16 protein-coding genes are annotated in these 16,438 nt (G+C 51.6%); 10 read left to right on the top strand and 6 right to left on the bottom strand.

Annotated elements, in window-relative coordinates:
• Positions 1-250: 250 nt before the first annotated feature.
• The 3 genes from D9980_RS03570 to D9980_RS03560 form a co-directional block, all read right to left on the bottom strand.
• Entirely contained in the window at positions 251-730 is a 480-nt protein-coding gene (locus D9980_RS03570; RefSeq protein WP_024528635.1) for a YbjN domain-containing protein, read from the bottom strand.
• A gap of 174 nt (positions 731-904) precedes the next feature.
• The gene (gene rimK / locus D9980_RS03565) at positions 905-1,807 is read right to left on the bottom strand and encodes a 30S ribosomal protein S6--L-glutamate ligase (RefSeq protein ID WP_121606443.1); all 903 of its coding nucleotides are present in this window, start codon (positions 1,805-1,807) and stop codon (positions 905-907) included.
• Between the two features lie 57 nt (positions 1,808-1,864).
• Entirely contained in the window at positions 1,865-2,164 is a 300-nt protein-coding gene (locus D9980_RS03560; RefSeq protein WP_021804980.1) for a YbjC family protein, read from the bottom strand.
• 237 nt (positions 2,165-2,401) lie between these two features.
• Here D9980_RS03560 and D9980_RS03555 point away from each other — a divergent pair, with 237 nt between their 5' ends.
• Positions 2,402-2,665 (top strand): GrxA family glutaredoxin, encoded by a 264-nt coding sequence (locus tag D9980_RS03555; protein WP_021804981.1) that lies wholly within the window; start codon positions 2,402-2,404, stop codon positions 2,663-2,665.
• A 53-nt stretch (positions 2,666-2,718) separates the two neighbouring features.
• Here the strand turns inward: D9980_RS03555 and D9980_RS03550 are convergent, their stop codons facing one another.
• Positions 2,719-3,108, bottom strand: a complete 390-nt coding sequence (locus tag D9980_RS03550; RefSeq protein ID WP_121606442.1) for an inner membrane protein YbjM — start codon at positions 3,106-3,108, stop codon at positions 2,719-2,721.
• A 344-nt stretch (positions 3,109-3,452) separates the two neighbouring features.
• Between D9980_RS03550 and D9980_RS03545 the strand changes: the two genes are divergently transcribed.
• The 3 genes from D9980_RS03545 (at position 3,453) to lpxA (ending at position 7,813) form a co-directional block, all read left to right on the top strand.
• A complete protein-coding gene (locus D9980_RS03545) occupies positions 3,453-5,144 on the top strand; it encodes an aspartate:alanine antiporter (protein WP_121608941.1) in 1,692 nt (563 codons plus the stop codon).
• An 826-nt stretch (positions 5,145-5,970) separates the two neighbouring features.
• Positions 5,971-6,555 carry a hypothetical protein gene (locus D9980_RS03540; protein ID WP_121606441.1) on the top strand — a complete coding sequence of 195 codons (585 nt, stop codon included), beginning with the start codon at positions 5,971-5,973 and terminating at the stop codon, positions 6,553-6,555.
• Between the two features lie 466 nt (positions 6,556-7,021).
• The gene (lpxA, locus tag D9980_RS03535) at positions 7,022-7,813 is read left to right on the top strand and encodes an acyl-ACP--UDP-N-acetylglucosamine O-acyltransferase (protein ID WP_121606440.1); all 792 of its coding nucleotides are present in this window, start codon (positions 7,022-7,024) and stop codon (positions 7,811-7,813) included.
• A gap of 83 nt (positions 7,814-7,896) precedes the next feature.
• Here lpxA and eco read toward each other — a convergent pair whose 3' ends face one another.
• Entirely contained in the window at positions 7,897-8,409 is a 513-nt protein-coding gene (gene eco / locus D9980_RS03530) for a serine protease inhibitor ecotin (protein ID WP_046808133.1), read from the bottom strand.
• A 160-nt stretch (positions 8,410-8,569) separates the two neighbouring features.
• On the opposite strand from eco, the gene D9980_RS03525 reads away from it, so the two are divergent.
• Complete coding sequence (locus D9980_RS03525) at positions 8,570-9,328, top strand: phosphatase PAP2 family protein (protein WP_121606439.1); 759 nt, start codon at positions 8,570-8,572, stop codon at positions 9,326-9,328.
• A 6-nt stretch (positions 9,329-9,334) separates the two neighbouring features.
• Positions 9,335-9,940: an undecaprenyl-diphosphate phosphatase gene (ybjG, locus tag D9980_RS03520; RefSeq protein ID WP_121606438.1), complete on the top strand. Its 606-nt coding sequence runs from the start codon at positions 9,335-9,337 to the stop codon at positions 9,938-9,940.
• A gap of 31 nt (positions 9,941-9,971) precedes the next feature.
• On the opposite strand, the gene D9980_RS03515 is transcribed toward ybjG, so the two are convergent.
• Positions 9,972-10,790: a hypothetical protein gene (locus D9980_RS03515; protein WP_121606437.1), complete on the bottom strand. Its 819-nt coding sequence runs from the start codon at positions 10,788-10,790 to the stop codon at positions 9,972-9,974.
• Positions 10,791-11,017: 227 nt separating this feature from the next.
• Between D9980_RS03515 and deoC the strand changes: the two genes are divergently transcribed.
• From deoC to D9980_RS03495, 4 genes are all read left to right on the top strand, one after another.
• A complete protein-coding gene (gene deoC, locus D9980_RS03510) occupies positions 11,018-11,698 on the top strand; it encodes a deoxyribose-phosphate aldolase (RefSeq protein ID WP_024485555.1) in 681 nt (226 codons plus the stop codon).
• A gap of 177 nt (positions 11,699-11,875) precedes the next feature.
• The gene (deoR, locus tag D9980_RS03505; RefSeq protein WP_065685372.1) at positions 11,876-12,640 is read left to right on the top strand and encodes a DNA-binding transcriptional repressor DeoR; all 765 of its coding nucleotides are present in this window, start codon (positions 11,876-11,878) and stop codon (positions 12,638-12,640) included.
• 956 nt (positions 12,641-13,596) lie between these two features.
• A complete protein-coding gene (locus D9980_RS03500) occupies positions 13,597-14,895 on the top strand; it encodes an HAAAP family serine/threonine permease (protein ID WP_024485557.1) in 1,299 nt (432 codons plus the stop codon).
• A 134-nt stretch (positions 14,896-15,029) separates the two neighbouring features.
• Positions 15,030-16,397, top strand: coding sequence for an L-serine ammonia-lyase (locus D9980_RS03495; protein WP_121606436.1), 1,368 nt, complete (start codon positions 15,030-15,032; stop codon positions 16,395-16,397).
• The last annotated feature ends 41 nt before the right edge of the window (positions 16,398-16,438 follow it).

Genomic DNA, 16,438 nt, shown 5'->3' with positions numbered 1-16,438 from the left:
CACAAACAGGAGCGTGAGCCTTTAGCAAGATCAGCAGCATAACCGGAGTTGCCAGACGGTGCCAGCCTCCAGGGTAAAAAACGCCGTTTATCGATTAATTATGCACGGGGTCTGTATGTGATGCGGCAATAACGGCCTAAAAGACGAGAAATATCTGGCAATAAGGGGAGAAACGCAGAATATTTGTTTGTGGGGGAAAATCCGGGCTGCGTGCCGCCAGAGCTGCGGCACACATAATGTACAGCGAAGATTAATGCAGCATCGGTTGGCTGGCTACGGTAGCCGGGTTCTCTTCTTCATCACCCATAAACAGCAGATCGTTCGCCCTGGCTTCCAGGATCACCATCGAGATCTGTTCTTCGCCCTGTTGCATAAAGTGGGCAAACTGCTCATAGGCTACGCCCACGGCAATGCTCAAAGACTGGCAAACAATCAGCTTTGGCAAGTTATCGTCTTGAATATCAACAAAGGCCTTGATGGTCAGCGAGCTGGCATTGATTTGACTGAGATCGGCCACCAGCGGGATCAGTGCGGTTGGCTTGACTTCGGCCAGCGCGGAAAACAGGATCACATTGTCCACCAGATCGAGCTTGGCATCGAATACGCCGTCAAAGTTTTGCATGTGCGGCAGGTGTAGCGCCTGGCAAGAGTCACATTCAAAAAACGAGATCCCCAACTGATCCAACCAACGTCGTAATAACGCCAAATCGGGGACGATGAGTGAATCCATAAATTACCAGCCTCACAGGGTTCAATGACATGAAAAGGCGCATAGCTTACGGAATATTCAATCGAGATGCCACGATCAAAGCCGCTTAATTCACTAATACGACAACATCGCACAACCTATTCGCACCTGCGATCCCCCGTACACGCTTGGCGCGACAGAGGAAAGCGCAATTTATCATCCGCCTGATTTCAGACGAAAGCCAGGTCGGGCTTGTTGCTCAATGTACTCGATCATCATACCTGCAATATCCAATCCGGTGGTGGTTTCAACGCCTTCCAACCCCGGCGATGCATTCACCTCCATCACCAGCGGGCCACGATCGGCACGTAGGATATCAACCCCGGCAACATCCAGCCCCAGCGTCTCCACGGCCTTGATCGCGGTTGCGCGTTCCTTGCCGGTGATATGCACTTTACGAGCCGTGCCACCACGGTGCAGGTTCGACCGAAACTCCCCAGGCTTTGCCTGGCGTTCAATCGCGGCAACTACCCTGCCGCCAACGACCAGGCAGCGAATGTCACAGCCGTTGGCTTCGCGGATATACTCCTGCACCAGGATATGGGCATTCAGGCCACGAAAGGCGTCGATCACGCTCTCCGCCGCCTGACGAGTTTCGGCCAATACCACGCCGATCCCCTGTGTCCCTTCAACCAGCTTCACCACCAGCGGTGCGCCACCCACCAGTTCGATCAAATCACCGGTGTCATCCGGCGAATGCGCAAAACCGGTAATGGGCAGATCAATCCCCTGGCGCGCCAGCAGTTGCAGCGAACGCAGCTTGTCACGGGCGCGGGTAATGGCTACAGATTCATTGAGCGGATAGCTACCGAGCAGTTCAAACTGGCGCAGCACGGCAGTGCCATAAAACGTAATAGCAGAACCGATACGCGGGATCACGGCATCGTAACGTTCCAACTGGCGGCCACGATAATGAATGCTCGGTGCCGCCGGGTTGATATTCATATAACAAGACTGCGGATCGATAATATCGATACGGTGCCCACGCTGCTCTGCAGCCTCACGCAGTCTTTTACATGAGTACAGCGAACCATCGCGTGAAAGAATGGCAATTTTCACTCGTCACCCCTAAAGGCGTTGATCACCTGCATTGGCAGGCATTCCCCATAGCCGCGTTTAGTCTTGCGGTCCCTGGTCTTGTTTATCTTTCGGCGGGGTACGCCGATCGTTCTGCGGCGGCTGGCCACCGCGCAGTAGCGGGCCGAACCCTTGAACTACGCGCCAGACCAAAAACGCGGCTGCCGGAACCATCATGAAGACGCCAAGAAAGATCATGCCAACCGCCGCCTGTTGCGAAGCCAGCATACCCGGCAAGCGCACGTAGTCATGAATACTCAGATAAGAGAGTATCAACAGCACCATGCCCAATCCTTCAAGCACCAGCACAGAACGCGGTAAGTCACCGAATGAACGCATATTTTTTTCTCCAGACTCACTGTGTCCAGTGTAGTAAATTCGCCATCACAGCAACAGCCCTAGTTGATTAATCGGTTCTATAAATCAAACCAAGAGGCAGATCCTGCTTTTTTTTAGCTCCACCAACGGGCATAGTAAGCGCCATGACGTGAGTGATAGCGCAACTGAAGTCTTTTTATGACGGAAGGAATGTCGTTACAATACGGTTAATTATTAATAACAGACTAGGAGTGTTACATGTTTGCTGTAATCTTCGGGCGTCCGGGCTGTCCTTACTGTGTCCGTGCTAAAGAGCTGGCAGAGAAATTGACTGAAGAGCGTGACGATTTCAACTTCCGTTATGTTGATATTCACGCAGAAGGCATCACCAAGGCCGATTTGGAAAAAACCGTGGGCAAACCGGTAGAAACCGTGCCGCAGATCTTTATCGATCAGACCCACATTGGCGGCTGCACCGATTTTGAAGCCTACGCCAAAGAAAATCTGAACCTGTTCCAGTAAGCTTCAAGCTCGAACAAAAAAAGGCCACCGAACGCAGGTGGCCTTTTTTACGATTAGGGTTTTTGCCGCCGATAGAACTGTTGCAAAGCATGCAACACCATGCGCATTAATAAATACAGCATCCCACCGAACACACACCAAAATACGGCGCTGACCGCATAAGCCAACTCCTGCCAAAACGAATGGCCGGGCGTTAACCAAAAGTGGCGAATGAGCAAACACAGCGGTACCGCACACAGTGCGCCAAGCAACGGACACAGGATACGCTGCTTGCTCGACAAATAGCTGGCGATAAAACCGGGAATAATAAACAACAGCAGGCCGGTTTCACCATGATGCTCAGGCTCTGTCACGCCGAGGGCACCGCTCTTCTGGCCCAGAAAAACCAGGCTAAACAACAGAAAACAGCTGAAAATGCCCACCCAGTATCGATAACTCACCATCCACCTCTCCCCTCCATACCCGAAAAACGACGGATATCGCGATGTGACCGCTCACTACATCGTAAAAAACAGCCTATCGCACAGACCTTGCGACACACAGCCGAAATCGACAGCGCTGGCTGAACTTTTTCCTTGGTCAATAAGGGTTAAATACGTATGCCGACACAGCTTTATGCTGGCTGTCATACGTGATAGCGACTAGAATAAGCGCCGCCATTCGATGGTTCGGATCGCCTTCCGATGGTTGGTTGTTATCTCAGTTTTATCCATATACTCTATGGCTGAATCTAACTCTTATAGTGTTCTTTATCAAGAACTTACTGGTAAACAATAAGTTATCCCCCGTGAACATAAACGTCGCAAGTTTGTTAAATGGTAACTACATCCTGTTACTGTTTGTGGTACTCGCCCTGGGGCTCTGCCTCGGAAAGGTTCGTCTTGGCTCCGTTCAACTCGGTAATTCCATTGGCGTTTTAGTGGTCTCGCTGTTGCTCGGCCAGCAGCACTTTGCCATTAACACCGAAGCGTTAAGCCTCGGCTTCATGCTGTTTATTTTTTGCGTCGGTGTTGAAGCTGGCCCCAATTTCTTCTCGATTTTTTTCCGCGACGGCAAAAACTACTTCATGCTGGCGCTGGTGATGGTCGGTTCAGCGATGGTGATCGCTATCGGTCTGGGTAAGCTGTTCCACTGGGATATCGGCCTTACTGCCGGCATGCTCGCCGGTTCGATGACCTCCACACCGGTGTTGGTGGGTGCAGGCGATACGCTGCGTAATACCATCACCAGCGGCCCGGCACTGCTTGCTGCCCAAGACCATCTGAGCCTGGGCTACGCCCTGACCTACCTGATTGGCCTGGTCAGCCTGATTTTCGGCGCACGTTACCTGCCTAAACTACAGCATCAGGACCTCTCTACCTCTGCCCAACAAATCGCCCGTGAGCGCGGTCTGGATACCGATAGTCAGCGTAAGGTTTATTTGCCAGTGATCCGCGCCTATCGCGTTGGCCAGGAACTGGTTGCCTGGGCAGACGGCAAGAACCTGCGCGAGCTCGGCATTTACCGCCAAACCGGTTGTTACATCGAAAGAATTCGCCGCAACGGCATTCTGGCCAACCCAGACGGCGATGCGGTGTTACAGGTCGGGGATGAAATCTCACTGGTCGGCTACCCTGATGCTCACGCACGCCTGGACCCAAGCTTCCGTAACGGTAAGGAAGTGTTCGACCGGGATCTGCTGGATATGCGCATCGTGACCGAAGAGATCGTGGTCAAAAACAGCAATGCGGTAGGCAAGCGCCTGAGCCAGTTGAAACTGACCGATCATGGTTGCTTCCTCAACCGCGTGATCCGCAGCCAGATTGAAATGCCGATCGATGACAGCATCGTGTTGAACAAAGGCGATGTGCTGCAGGTTAGCGGCGATGCCCGCCGGGTAAAAAGCGTGGCAGAGAAGATCGGCTTTATCTCCATTCATAGCCAGGTTACCGATCTGCTGGCGTTCTGCGCCTTCTTTATCATCGGCCTGCTGATCGGCCAGATCACCATTCAGTTCACCAGCAGCTTCTCCTTTGGCATCGGCAACGCCGCAGGGCTATTGATGGCCGGCATCATGCTGGGCTTCCTGCGTGCCAACCACCCGACCTTTGGTTATATCCCTCAGGGCGCGTTGAACATGGTGAAAGAGTTCGGCCTGATGGTGTTTATGGCCGGTGTAGGCCTAAGCGCAGGGGCTGGTATCGGCAATACCCTAGGCGCAGTAGGTGGCCAGATGCTGATCGCAGGCTTGATCGTCAGCCTGGTACCGGTAGTGATCTGCTTCCTATTCGGAGCCTACATTCTGCGTATGAACCGTGCCCTGCTGTTTGGTGCCATTATGGGGGCACGTACCTGCGCTCCGGCGATGGAAATCATTAGTGACACTGCACGTAGTAATATTCCAGCACTGGGATATGCAGGCACCTACGCCATCGCTAACGTGTTGTTAACCTTGGCAGGTTCACTCATCGTGGTGATCTGGCCAGGTATAATGGGGTAGCAAGGCGGTCTGAGAAGTGGTGCTACGGCGAAAAATTTTTTAATTTTTCGTGTAACAGGTAGAACTTTTCGATCGGGACATAGTCTGAATTAGTGCCACTGCTTTTCTTTGATGTCCCCATTTTGTGGAGCCCGTTAGTCCCGCCTTTTTAGGTTCAAGATTAGCGGGTTTTTTGTTGCCTGAATTCCTCCTTCCCCCTCTGAACAACAGACACTTGCTCCGTTGCGAGTGACTACCGTCAGCATGCCGCCGGACGAGCATCACTGGTACGCGTTGGCAGATGGAAGTTCGATCAGAGAACAAGCTCCAAAGAGGAAACCTCATTATCCGCATACCACATCGTTAATGTGTTAGCGCAGAATAACGCCCTAGATGTGTTCTGATTAACAGACAGATTGTTTCGAACTAAAGTATAGCCGCAGCTTCAATGCAGATCGGCTTTACACCAGCAGCATATTGTTCATTAGTCAAAGTATCTTGGTAGCAATATTAATACAATATAAAACACTGATTTCAGGAGTGTATAAAAGCAGGAGGAGACACCTGTTACGCATAATGTTATCCGCAAAACTACATTTTAAACCGACTCGATTTAACTGCCGAGATTATTGACAACACTATTGCTTTAATGACAACGTAGTGAAACACCGAGCTATCATCACGTGATAAAGAGGATACGACATCGGTCATAAATGTCATTTACACTAGGAAGGTGAGCATGTAAAACCAGCACAATAATAGCACCAAGAATAAAAACCTGATTTACATGGTTAAATGATTTTTATGTGCCATTTCACAATCCCGAAAGGATTTATAGGATTGCATCATGAAAGTGAGTGCTTTAGGTTACTTTTTTCTGGTTATAACCAACTGTTTTTTTTGTGGGCACTTAAGCGCATCTAGCACAGGCACGCTTACGGTGAAGTTTGGTCAGACAACGGAAGATACGTTCAAGGTGACTCACCCGGAAGCGGTAAATGTGGGTTTTAACAACGTTCTGAGAGGAAATGTCTATAAAGAAACACCCGATAACAATAAGGACAAACGAAGCGATATCATTTTTGAAAGTACTAAAGATGTTTTTGTCTTATTTGATCAGAATAAGAGTTTAACCGCATTGCAGTTACAATTTAAAAACGATCAGTTTAGTGTTATCAGTGCAATTCTAGCCAAGAAATACACCACCATTGCAAAAAAAACCTCATTTATCGGCAGTGACTATATGGAACTCTACAACGCCGGCGTTTCTATTTACTTGATGGATCCTTTTTTCTTTTCAAATACTTCACTCTTCTTTATAAGAACTGATGTGAGAAATAAAATCCTAAAAAGCATCCCCACTGACCTGCTTGATGATCAAGTTAAGGTACTGAACTACCTTGTGGGAAAAAGTTTCCCATCAATAGAGTAATCAGATAAGTGCCCCTTCCTCCTGCTATTATGTTGAACATCACATAATAGCAGGAGGAGTGAAAAATATTCGCAGGACATCCCTGCGGCCGCAGATAGTCATGTGACGAAGAATCTAACCTATTGGTTCCCAAACGGGCGCGGCATGATGCTGCGCCCCCGTATGTTGTGACCACGGAGAGGGAATGTCTGCGGTCTTGGTTAACCGCTCTGCATCTAGCCCCCCTGACCCATCTCCCATTACAGAAAGGTTCAGAAAATAAAGAAAATATATGATGGTGTGATATGCCTGGTAACTCCTTATACTCGGCCCTGTCGATAAGAAAAATCACCTGACCACCAACGCCCAACTCTTTCCCCTCCCATTCGACGCTTACTCTCAGATTAATCCAGAATTCGGCTTAATCATTTACCCATGATTGGCCCTGAGTGCCGGAAACGCCACGCGCCATTATCAGGATAACGCAATGTCAATTTCACCCTCTGCCCGGGTCGCAAGCAGCAGCTTGATTGAACCGGGGGCGATTATCGGTGCGCGCGTCAGCATTGGCCCTTTCTGCATCATCGCAGCTGGCGTCGAGATTGGTGATGACACGGTGATAGCCTCTCATGTCAGCATTAACGGCCTCACCCGTATTGGCTGTAATAACGTTATCGGGCAATTTTCCACCATCGGCGAAGTGAATCAGGATTTGAAATATGCAGGTGAAGCGACGGACGTGGTCATCGGCGACAGAAACAGGATCGGCAAGAATGCGACTATTCATCGCGGCACCGCTCAAGGCTATCGGCGAACGACTATCGGCAATGACAACCTGTTCTTGAACAACGTTCACATTGGCCATGATTGCATTGTCGGCAATACCACGGTTATCGGTGATAACTCGGGGCTAGCCGGGCATGTTGAGCTGGATGATTTTGTGCAGATAGGCAATATATGCGCGATACATCAGTTTTGTCTGTTGGGTGCCCATGCGCATATCGCCCATCAGTCCGGCGTGGTGCAGGATGTTCCACCTTTTGTCAGTGCCAGTGGCAACCACGCGGCCCCCATCGGTGTTAACGAGTCAGCGGCAGCCTTCCAATCGCTGGACGATCGGCAACAGCAAGTGATCCAAGCCCTGTATAACATGCTGTATCACAATGCGTTGGCGATCGATGAGGTGAAGCAGGAGGCGCAGCGCTTGAGCGAAATCTATCCGCTACTGCAATGGTTTACTTCTTTCTTCTCACGCTCGGCGCGCGGCATTATCCGTTAGGTAATCCATTGATTATTCAGAGGAGCATGGCAGGCAAGCGGGCGCAGCATGCAGCGCCCCTACAATGCGTAGTCTACAGTCGTTTATTTAATTACCGCACGGCCAGTATTTTCGCTGGCAGACCAGATACGATAGCGCACCTCGACGTCCTTCGGCACGTAAACCACGATCGGCAAGCGGCTGTTATAGCGCTGCATCGCGGCATCCCCCAGATGAGCGGCAACGAACTCCTGACGCTTGGTATTATCCGGGCAAGCCATCATGGTAGAAGCCGGAGCCGAAAGCTTCGGCAGTACAAAATAGTTGTAACCCCAACCGGCCAGCGTTTTACTCTCCAGGTTGCCGCCCATCATGTGACGATTGCAATCCACTTCCAGCGTTTGGCCAATCAGCAGCTCAACCTTAAAGTTTTCTTCATTCTCCTGCTTGGGTAAATAAATGACCTGCCGGCTCATGCCCGGCTCTGCTTTCGGGAACGGTGCTACTTTTTCCAACGGCTGCATATTGAGATCGTCATTACTTGCGGTGGTTGCAGCAACGGCGCTGACAGACGCGGCCATCAGCAGGCTGGTCACTACCATAGAAAGCTTGTTCATTTTTTATCCTTACAATTCATAACCTAAATACCCAACTACGCTAGCATACTTTACGCCGTTAAATTATAGGTCAAATCTGGATATCACCCTCAGACCCCTTGCCATCCATTAAGGTTTTCTTAAGACGGGATGATTACAGTAGCCTGATCCGTTACCGCCTATGAGCCTTCGTGTGAACCCATCAAACGCCAAACAATCGTCATTAAATCAATCCTCAACGGCTAGCCAAATTCAGACTGACGCCCTTTACTCCTTGCCCGCATCCTTTTACCGTTGGCAAGCCTTTGGGCTGATGATGGCTGCACTGCTGTTTATCTGGCTGTCACGCAATGAACAGCTGGATTGGGTAGTCAGTAATTATTGGTATGACGCCGCCAGCCAGCGTTTTCCGTGGCAGAACAACTACTGGCTGGATCTGATCAACCATCGGTTGTTAAAGATTTCGGTGATCGCCGGAGCAGTGCTGGCGCTGTTTTGGGGCATTTATCGCCGTAATGCGCGGCTGATTGTCGCCATGCTGTTGATCGGCATTGGGCCGTTGGTGGTGGGGATCCTGAAGGCAACCAGCGCACACTCATGCCCTTGGGATCTGCTGGAGTACGGTGGCAAAGCGATGTCGTTTCCCCTGTTTGGCAGCACGCCAGCCTTTCCGGGGCCTGGCCGTTGCTTCCCCGGTGGCCACGCTTCCAGCGGCTTTGCCGTGATGGCACTGTTCTTTCTGTTTTATCCGCAACGCCCGCGCCTGGCTTACTGGTGCTGGCTGGGCGGCATCACGCTTGGCATGCTTATGGGCTTTGGCCAGATCATGCGGGGCGCACATTTTCTTTCCCACAACCTGTGGGCCGGGTGGTGGGTTTGGTTCAGCCAATTGGCTGTTTATTGGTGTATTAGCGGCTATTTTCGCCGTAAGACGAGGTAATACTTAATGGAGCAGTTGAACTATCTTCTTTTCGCCTGGATTGATGCCACTCCGGCCAGCCCGGAATGGTTGATCGATCTTGCCACCTTCATCGCACGGGATCTGATTGTCATTATCCCGCTGCTGATTGTCGGCCTGTGGTTCTGGGGGGCGCATACCCAACTGGCAGCACAGCGAGAAGTGGTAGCCAAAACGACCATTGCCCTGTTATTTGCCATGAGCGCATCGGCCGCGATCGGTGCGCTGTTACCCCATGAGCGCCCGTTTGTCACCGGCATCGGCTATACCTTCCTGGCGCATGCACCAGATAGTTCTTTCCCCAGCGATCATGGCACCGCCATCTTCACCTTCGCCCTGGCCTTCCTGTGCTGGCATCGTGTCTGGTCAGGTATTTTGCTGATGGTCGCGGCCGTTGCCATTGCCTGGTCCCGCGTGTTCCTTGGTGTGCACTGGCCGCTGGATATGGTGGGCGGTTTCCTGCTGGCCTGTGTGGGGTGTCTGTTTGCCCAATTGGTGTGGAACCTGTTTGGTGAGGCCATCGCCCAACGTCTGACGCGCCTGTACCATTTCCTGTTCGCCTTCCCGATCCGTAAAGGATGGGTGAAGGAGTAATACCTGCCCGCGGGGGCTAGCCCCCCGCCAGCTATAGCATGCCGGTCGTCACGCGGAACTCCCGCATCTCCCCCGCTTTTAACATCACTGCCATTGGTATTGCTGCAACCTCTGGGCTGCAACTGGCCGGCTGGACAAACGCCGTCGCCCGCGAGTTGGCTCGTGGCCGCTGTAAGACGGCATAGCTGAATTGGCGGGTGGCAAAACGGGTTACATACCTTCTGCCGCACGGCGCCAGCATAAAGAACTCGGCCTGATCGACATACAGCGAGAGGTCGTCAGAGCAAATGACCCGCTGTGGATTATCACGGATATTGAGCGCACAGCCCGGCAGATTTTGACGGAAAACGGCACCCTCTGCGCAGGCATAGTTCATATTGCACATATAACTTAATGGCTGGGCCTGATCGGCCAGGTTGTTGATCACCATTTCAATACTGAACTGTGTGCTGTTGGCGGCTAGCTGAACGGCCGGTTGGATGCGGCAAGGGCCATCGGCCGTGCTGGCTCGTACAGTGATTGCTTCCTCCTCGACCTCCAGCCAGACATCAATCACCGGACCATAATTAGCTGGCAAGCCTTGGTGAGAGGCAAAGCAACCACGGGCATCATTACGCAGTGGCTGCGCCTGGCTGGCTTTTGCTTTGAGAGACTGGCCATCAAACACCGCATCCCAAATCATCAAATCCTGGTAGGGCAATAACGTTAAGGTACCCCGCTGGTTTTGCAGCGCCAACGCGGCGATGTCACCAGGAAACATAAACGCGGTCACCGTAAAACCAGCGCCACGATACACTTCATTCGGCTGTATGCCGAACAATCCAGGGCTCAGATTAATGATCGTCTTCATCTTCTTTCCTCAGGGGGCAGCCGTTGCTCAGTGAACGGATTGGTCAAGGTGTAATCTATGTTATTTAAATAACATTTACCAGCGCATTCTTTGGCAGGTTGTGCTCATTAATTCCGCTTATGGCTAAAAAATTAGTGTTAATACAGCTACCAATCACGATGTGACAATGTTAGGATTATAACATCACTAACATCCCAAAGCGTTATTACACCCACTGAGGAATTACCATGACTACTGAACAGATTGATTACGCTCGCTATATCGACCATACCCTGCTGGCTATGGACACCACGGAAAGCCAGATCAACCAACTGTGCGAAGAAGCGCGTCAGCATAATTTCTATGCCGTTTGCGTTAACTCGGGTTATGTCCCGTTGGCCGCTCACCTGTTGCAGGAAAGCAACGTTAAAGTATGCTCGGTTATCGGCTTCCCTCTGGGGGCGGGTTTGACCGTCTCCAAGGCTTTCGAAGCCAAAGCTGCCATTGCCGCCGGCGCCCAGGAAATCGACATGGTGATCAACGTCGGTTGGCTGAAAAGCGGCCTGAATGACGAAGTGAAGGCCGATATCGCCGCGGTGCGTGAAGTTTGCGCGGCTATCCCGTTGAAGGTAATATTGGAAACCTGTCTGCTCAGCGATGAACAAATCGTTGTAGTTTGTGAAATGTGTCGTGAACTGGATGTCGCTTTCGTTAAAACCTCTACCGGTTTCAGCACAGGCGGCGCTCGTGAAGACCACGTCAAACTGATGCGTGCTACCGTAGGCAGCGAGATGGGCGTCAAAGCCTCTGGCGCAGTGCGCGATCGCGCTACCGCAGGGAAAATGATTGCCGCCGGTGCAACACGTATCGGCACCAGCTCGGGCGTTGCGATCGTTTCTGGCGATGCAGCTGACACCGGTAGCTACTGATTTTCGCTAGCTCTATCTAGGTATAGCGACATCTAATGCGGGGTTGTGCCCCCAGTGCGAACTGGGTCTGCACTACTCCGCATTATTGTGTTGGAGCGAACGAAAGACACTTTTGGCTCCTTTATCCCTTTCGGCCACACTTGAGAAACTTGGGGTATAAACCTGTAGGAAAAACTGATGGAAACCCGGCGCGACGAACGTATCAACCGGCTAGTTCAGGCTCTAAAGCGTTCTGACAAGATCCACTTAAAAGAAGCAGCCGCACTGCTCGGCGTCTCGGAAATGACCATCCGGCGCGATCTCAGTGCCGAACCTGCGGCAGTGGTCTTGCTTGGGGGTTATGTCGTAGCCGATCCGCGTATCAACGGGGTCACCAATTATTTTGTCTCCGACCAGAAAGCCAAACAGGTGGCGGAAAAGCGCCGTATTGGCATGTTGGCGGCACCGCTAGTCAACGAAAATGACACGGTGTTCTTTGACTGTGGCACCACCACCCCGGCCATTATCGACGCCATTGCCGATGAACTCCCCTTTACCGCCATCTGCCACTCACTCAACACCTTTCTGGCGCTGCAGGACAAGCCCAACTGCAAGGTGATCCTGTGCGGCGGCGAATTTAAACCGAGCAACTACATTTTTACCGCTGTTGGCCAACATAACGAGTTGGACCACATCTGCCCTAACGTGGCCTTTATCTCAGCGGCAGGCATCACTTTGCAGCACGGCGCAACCTGCTTCAATCTTGATGAACTGGCGATGAAACACAAAGCGTTGGACAAGGCGCAGCAAAAAATCCTGGTCGCCGACCACAGCAAATTTGCCCAAACCAAGCCTGCCTGCATCGGGCCGCTGGCATTGTTCGACAAAGTCATCACCGATCGCCAGCCTGACCCCGAATTCATCGACTTTTTCAACCAACACGCGGTCACTTTGCGTTTCTGATCTTGGCCTCACTGCCAATTTTATGCCGTGTCCCTGGTGCTACTTGAGGGGCGCGGTTGCCAATTTCTGGTTAAACTCAGGTTTTTTTTTAAGCAATTAAACTTAAATTATTCCTAATGGCCGATAATTACAGGTTAATGGATTGCAACAACTTGCCAGCGTTATTATTTCCCGCAGAACATTATTGCAGTAATTTGCATCAAATCTCCCCCGGATAAAATGGCTCCTTACCTTCACCAGCCTCGTTATGCTGCCTTTTGTTTAAAAATTATCAGCTATTTTTAATCAAATTATCAGGATTTATCCTTATTCATATGATGATTAAGATCGTCTTATTAGGTCCGTCATCTTCCAGCCATATTGACAATGAAAATCACTAAATAAGTTTAAAAACAATCAGATAAACATTTCCCCCTCAATAACCAAACGTGATCTAAATCACTAAAACAGCTTAATCCGGCATTTTAGCTAGATCCAAACCATCACATAAAATATATTGCTCGCCCTGCCACACAAGACAGGTTTTTATCCGGTTAAACATCATACAAACCGGATAAAGGTTGTGGGATTAGTGAGAACGGTTGCAGCATGATGTTTCGCACAAACGCGCAACATTTGCATGAAAATTTACAATAAAAGCCTTTAACCGCACACATCACGCATTTGGGAGCAAGATCACGGTTGTTTCTGCTGTAAATCGTTATCTTGCCGCCAACAAAATCGGCGGGCAATTGCTCCTCCGACAGAAACATCGGCGTTGACCCCGTTAACAGCAGAAACCATTTGGGCAGGTTAGCAACATCATTAGCCTGATAAACAATTCAGAGGCGCAATTCAACCTCTAGTTGTAACAACTGATTTTACCACTGGCGGGATAGCAACTTATTTCACCAGCGGATTTTAAACTTAAGTTTTTCTTTTTATTTTAAATTATCGTGTTCACCTCGGAGATATTTATGGACACTACACAGACCGGCACTATCGCCTCTGCAGCCTCAGGTTCCAGCACGGCCTGGCGTAAATCAGATACCATGTGGATGTTGGGCCTCTACGGCACCGCCATCGGCGCTGGCGTCTTGTTCTTGCCAATCAACGCCGGTATCGGTGGTTTGATCCCGCTGATCATCATGGCCATCATCGCCTTCCCGATGACCTTCTTTGCCCACCGTGGCCTGTGCCGTTTCGTTTTGTCCGGCAAAAACCCAGGTGAAGACATCACCGAAGTGGTAGAAGAACACTTTGGTATCAGCGCAGGTAAACTGATCACCCTGCTCTACTTCTTCGCCATTTACCCAATCCTGCTGGTTTATAGCGTTGCGATCACCAACACCGTGGACAGCTTCATCACCCACCAGTTGGGTATGGCCTCGCCACCACGCGCCATCCTGTCGCTGATCCTGATCGTTGGCCTGATGGGCATCGTGCGTTTCGGTGAGCAGGCGATCGTGAAAACCATGAGTATCCTGGTATTCCCGTTTGTTGCGGTGCTGATGCTGCTGGCGCTTTATCTGATCCCTAACTGGAGCAGTGCCATCTTCGAAAACGTCTCACTGGCCGGTTCTGGCGGCAGCCTGGGCCACGGCCTGGTGATCACCCTGTGGCTGGCAATCCCGGTTATGGTGTTCTCGTTCAACCACTCACCGATCATCTCCGCCTTTGCTGTAGCAAAACGCGAAGAGTACGGCGTGGACGCTGAGAAGAAATGTTCCCGCATCCTGGGCTATGCACACATCATGATGGTGCTGACCGTGATGTTCTTTGTTTTCAGCTGCGTGCTGAGCCTGTCCCCGGCGGATCTGGCCGAAGCCAAAGCGCAAAACATCTCCATCCTGTCTTACCTGGCTAACCACTTTAACAACCCAGTGATCGAGTACATCGCACCAGTCATCGCCTTCATCGCCATCACCAAATCCTTCCTGGGCCACTACCTCGGTGCTCGTGAAGGCTTTAACGGCATGATTGCCAAATCGATGAGAAGCCGTGGCAAGACCATCACCACCAACAAGCTGAACCGCATCACTGCCATCTTCATGCTGGTGACCACTTGGATCGTTGCCACGCTGAACCCAAGCATTCTGGGCATGATCGAGAACCTGGGTGGCCCAATCATCGCGATGCTGCTGTTCCTGATGCCGATGTATGCGATCCGTAAAGTGCCTGCCATGCGCAAGTACAGCGGCCACATCAGCAACGTATTTGTGGTCGTGATGGGCCTGATTGCCATCTCCGCCATCCTGTACACACTGTTCGGTTAATAGCGCTCAGCCGGTGCCGAATGGCACCGGCTATCTCGAATCTCCCCCTCCTTCCCCGCCGCGAACTCAAGCATGACCCATATGCCCCCTAAACGGCAGGCTGAGGGAATTAACTTCAAGAAGGAAGCGAGACTATGGTCAGCGTTTTCGATATTTTCAAAATTGGCATCGGCCCTTCCAGTTCCCACACCGTCGGCCCGATGAAAGCCGGTAAACAGTTTGTCGATGATTTGCAGGCTGCCGGGCAACTCCACGATACAACGCGGGTAGCGGTTGACGTCTACGGCTCACTGTCACTGACGGGTAAAGGGCACCATACCGACATCGCGATTATTATGGGCCTGGCGGGCAATCTGCCCCATGACGTGGACATCGACAGCATCGCTGGCTTTATTCGTGATGTGGAACAGCATGGCCGCCTATTGTTGGCAAAGGGTGAGCACGAGGTTGATTTTCCACAGATTGGTGGCATGAACTTCCACAGCACTAACCTGCCGCTGCACGAAAACGGCATGTCGATCAGCGCCTATGCTGGCGATCGGTTGCTGCACAGCAAAACCTATTACTCCATCGGCGGCGGATTTATCGTTGATGAAGAAAACTTCGGCCAATCGGCCAACAATAGCGTCGCGGTCCCCTACCCTTATCGTTCCGCGCTGGATTTGCAGCAGCACTGCAAAGATACCGGGCTGTCACTTTCCGGGTTGGTGATGCAGAACGAACTGGCATTGCGCAGCAAAGCAGAGATCGAAGCGCACTTTGCCGACGTCTGGCAGGTGATGCGTGCTGGTATCGAACGCGGTATGAATACCGAAGGGTTGCTTCCCGGCCCGATGAAAGTACAGCGCCGTGCCGCCGCCCTGCGCCGCATTCTGGTAACCGGTGACAAGAACAATATCGATCCGATGAACGTAGTGGATTGGATCAATATGTTCGCGTTTGCGGTCAACGAAGAGAACGCTGCGGGTGGCCGAGTTGTGACGGCACCCACCAACGGAGCCTGCGGTATCATTCCAGCGGTGTTGGCGTATTACGACCAGTTTATCCGCCCGGTGAACACCAACTCCTACAGCCGTTACTTCCTGACTGCCGGTGTGATAGGCACGCTGTACAAGATGAATGCTTCAATCTCCGGCGCCGAAGTGGGCTGCCAAGGGGAAGTCGGCGTGGCCTGCTCTATGGCGGCAGCTGGTCTGGCGGAGTTGATGGGCGGTAGCCCGGCACAGGTTTGTATCGCCGCAGAGATTGCCATGGAGCACCATCTGGGGCTGACCTGTGATCCCCTGGCCGGACAGGTTCAGGTGCCTTGTATCGAACGTAACGCGATTTCTGCCGTGAAGGCAGTCAACGCCGCACGTATGGCACTGCGTCGCACCAGCGAGCCGCGTGTTTGCCTGGATAAGGTGATCGAAACCATGTACGAAACCGGCAAGGACATGAACTCCAAATACCGCGAGACATCACAGGGCGGATTGGCCATCAAGGTTGTGGCGTGTAATTGATCTAGCAGAAGGGGCCACTGTTGGCCCCTTATCAAACAAAG

This window comes from Serratia sp. 3ACOL1 (assembly GCF_003668775.1).
Taxonomy (GTDB): domain Bacteria; phylum Pseudomonadota; class Gammaproteobacteria; order Enterobacterales; family Enterobacteriaceae; genus Chania; species Chania fonticola.
The sequence above is the reverse complement of the archived record's forward strand: the minus strand, read 5'-3'. Positions and strand labels throughout refer to the sequence as shown.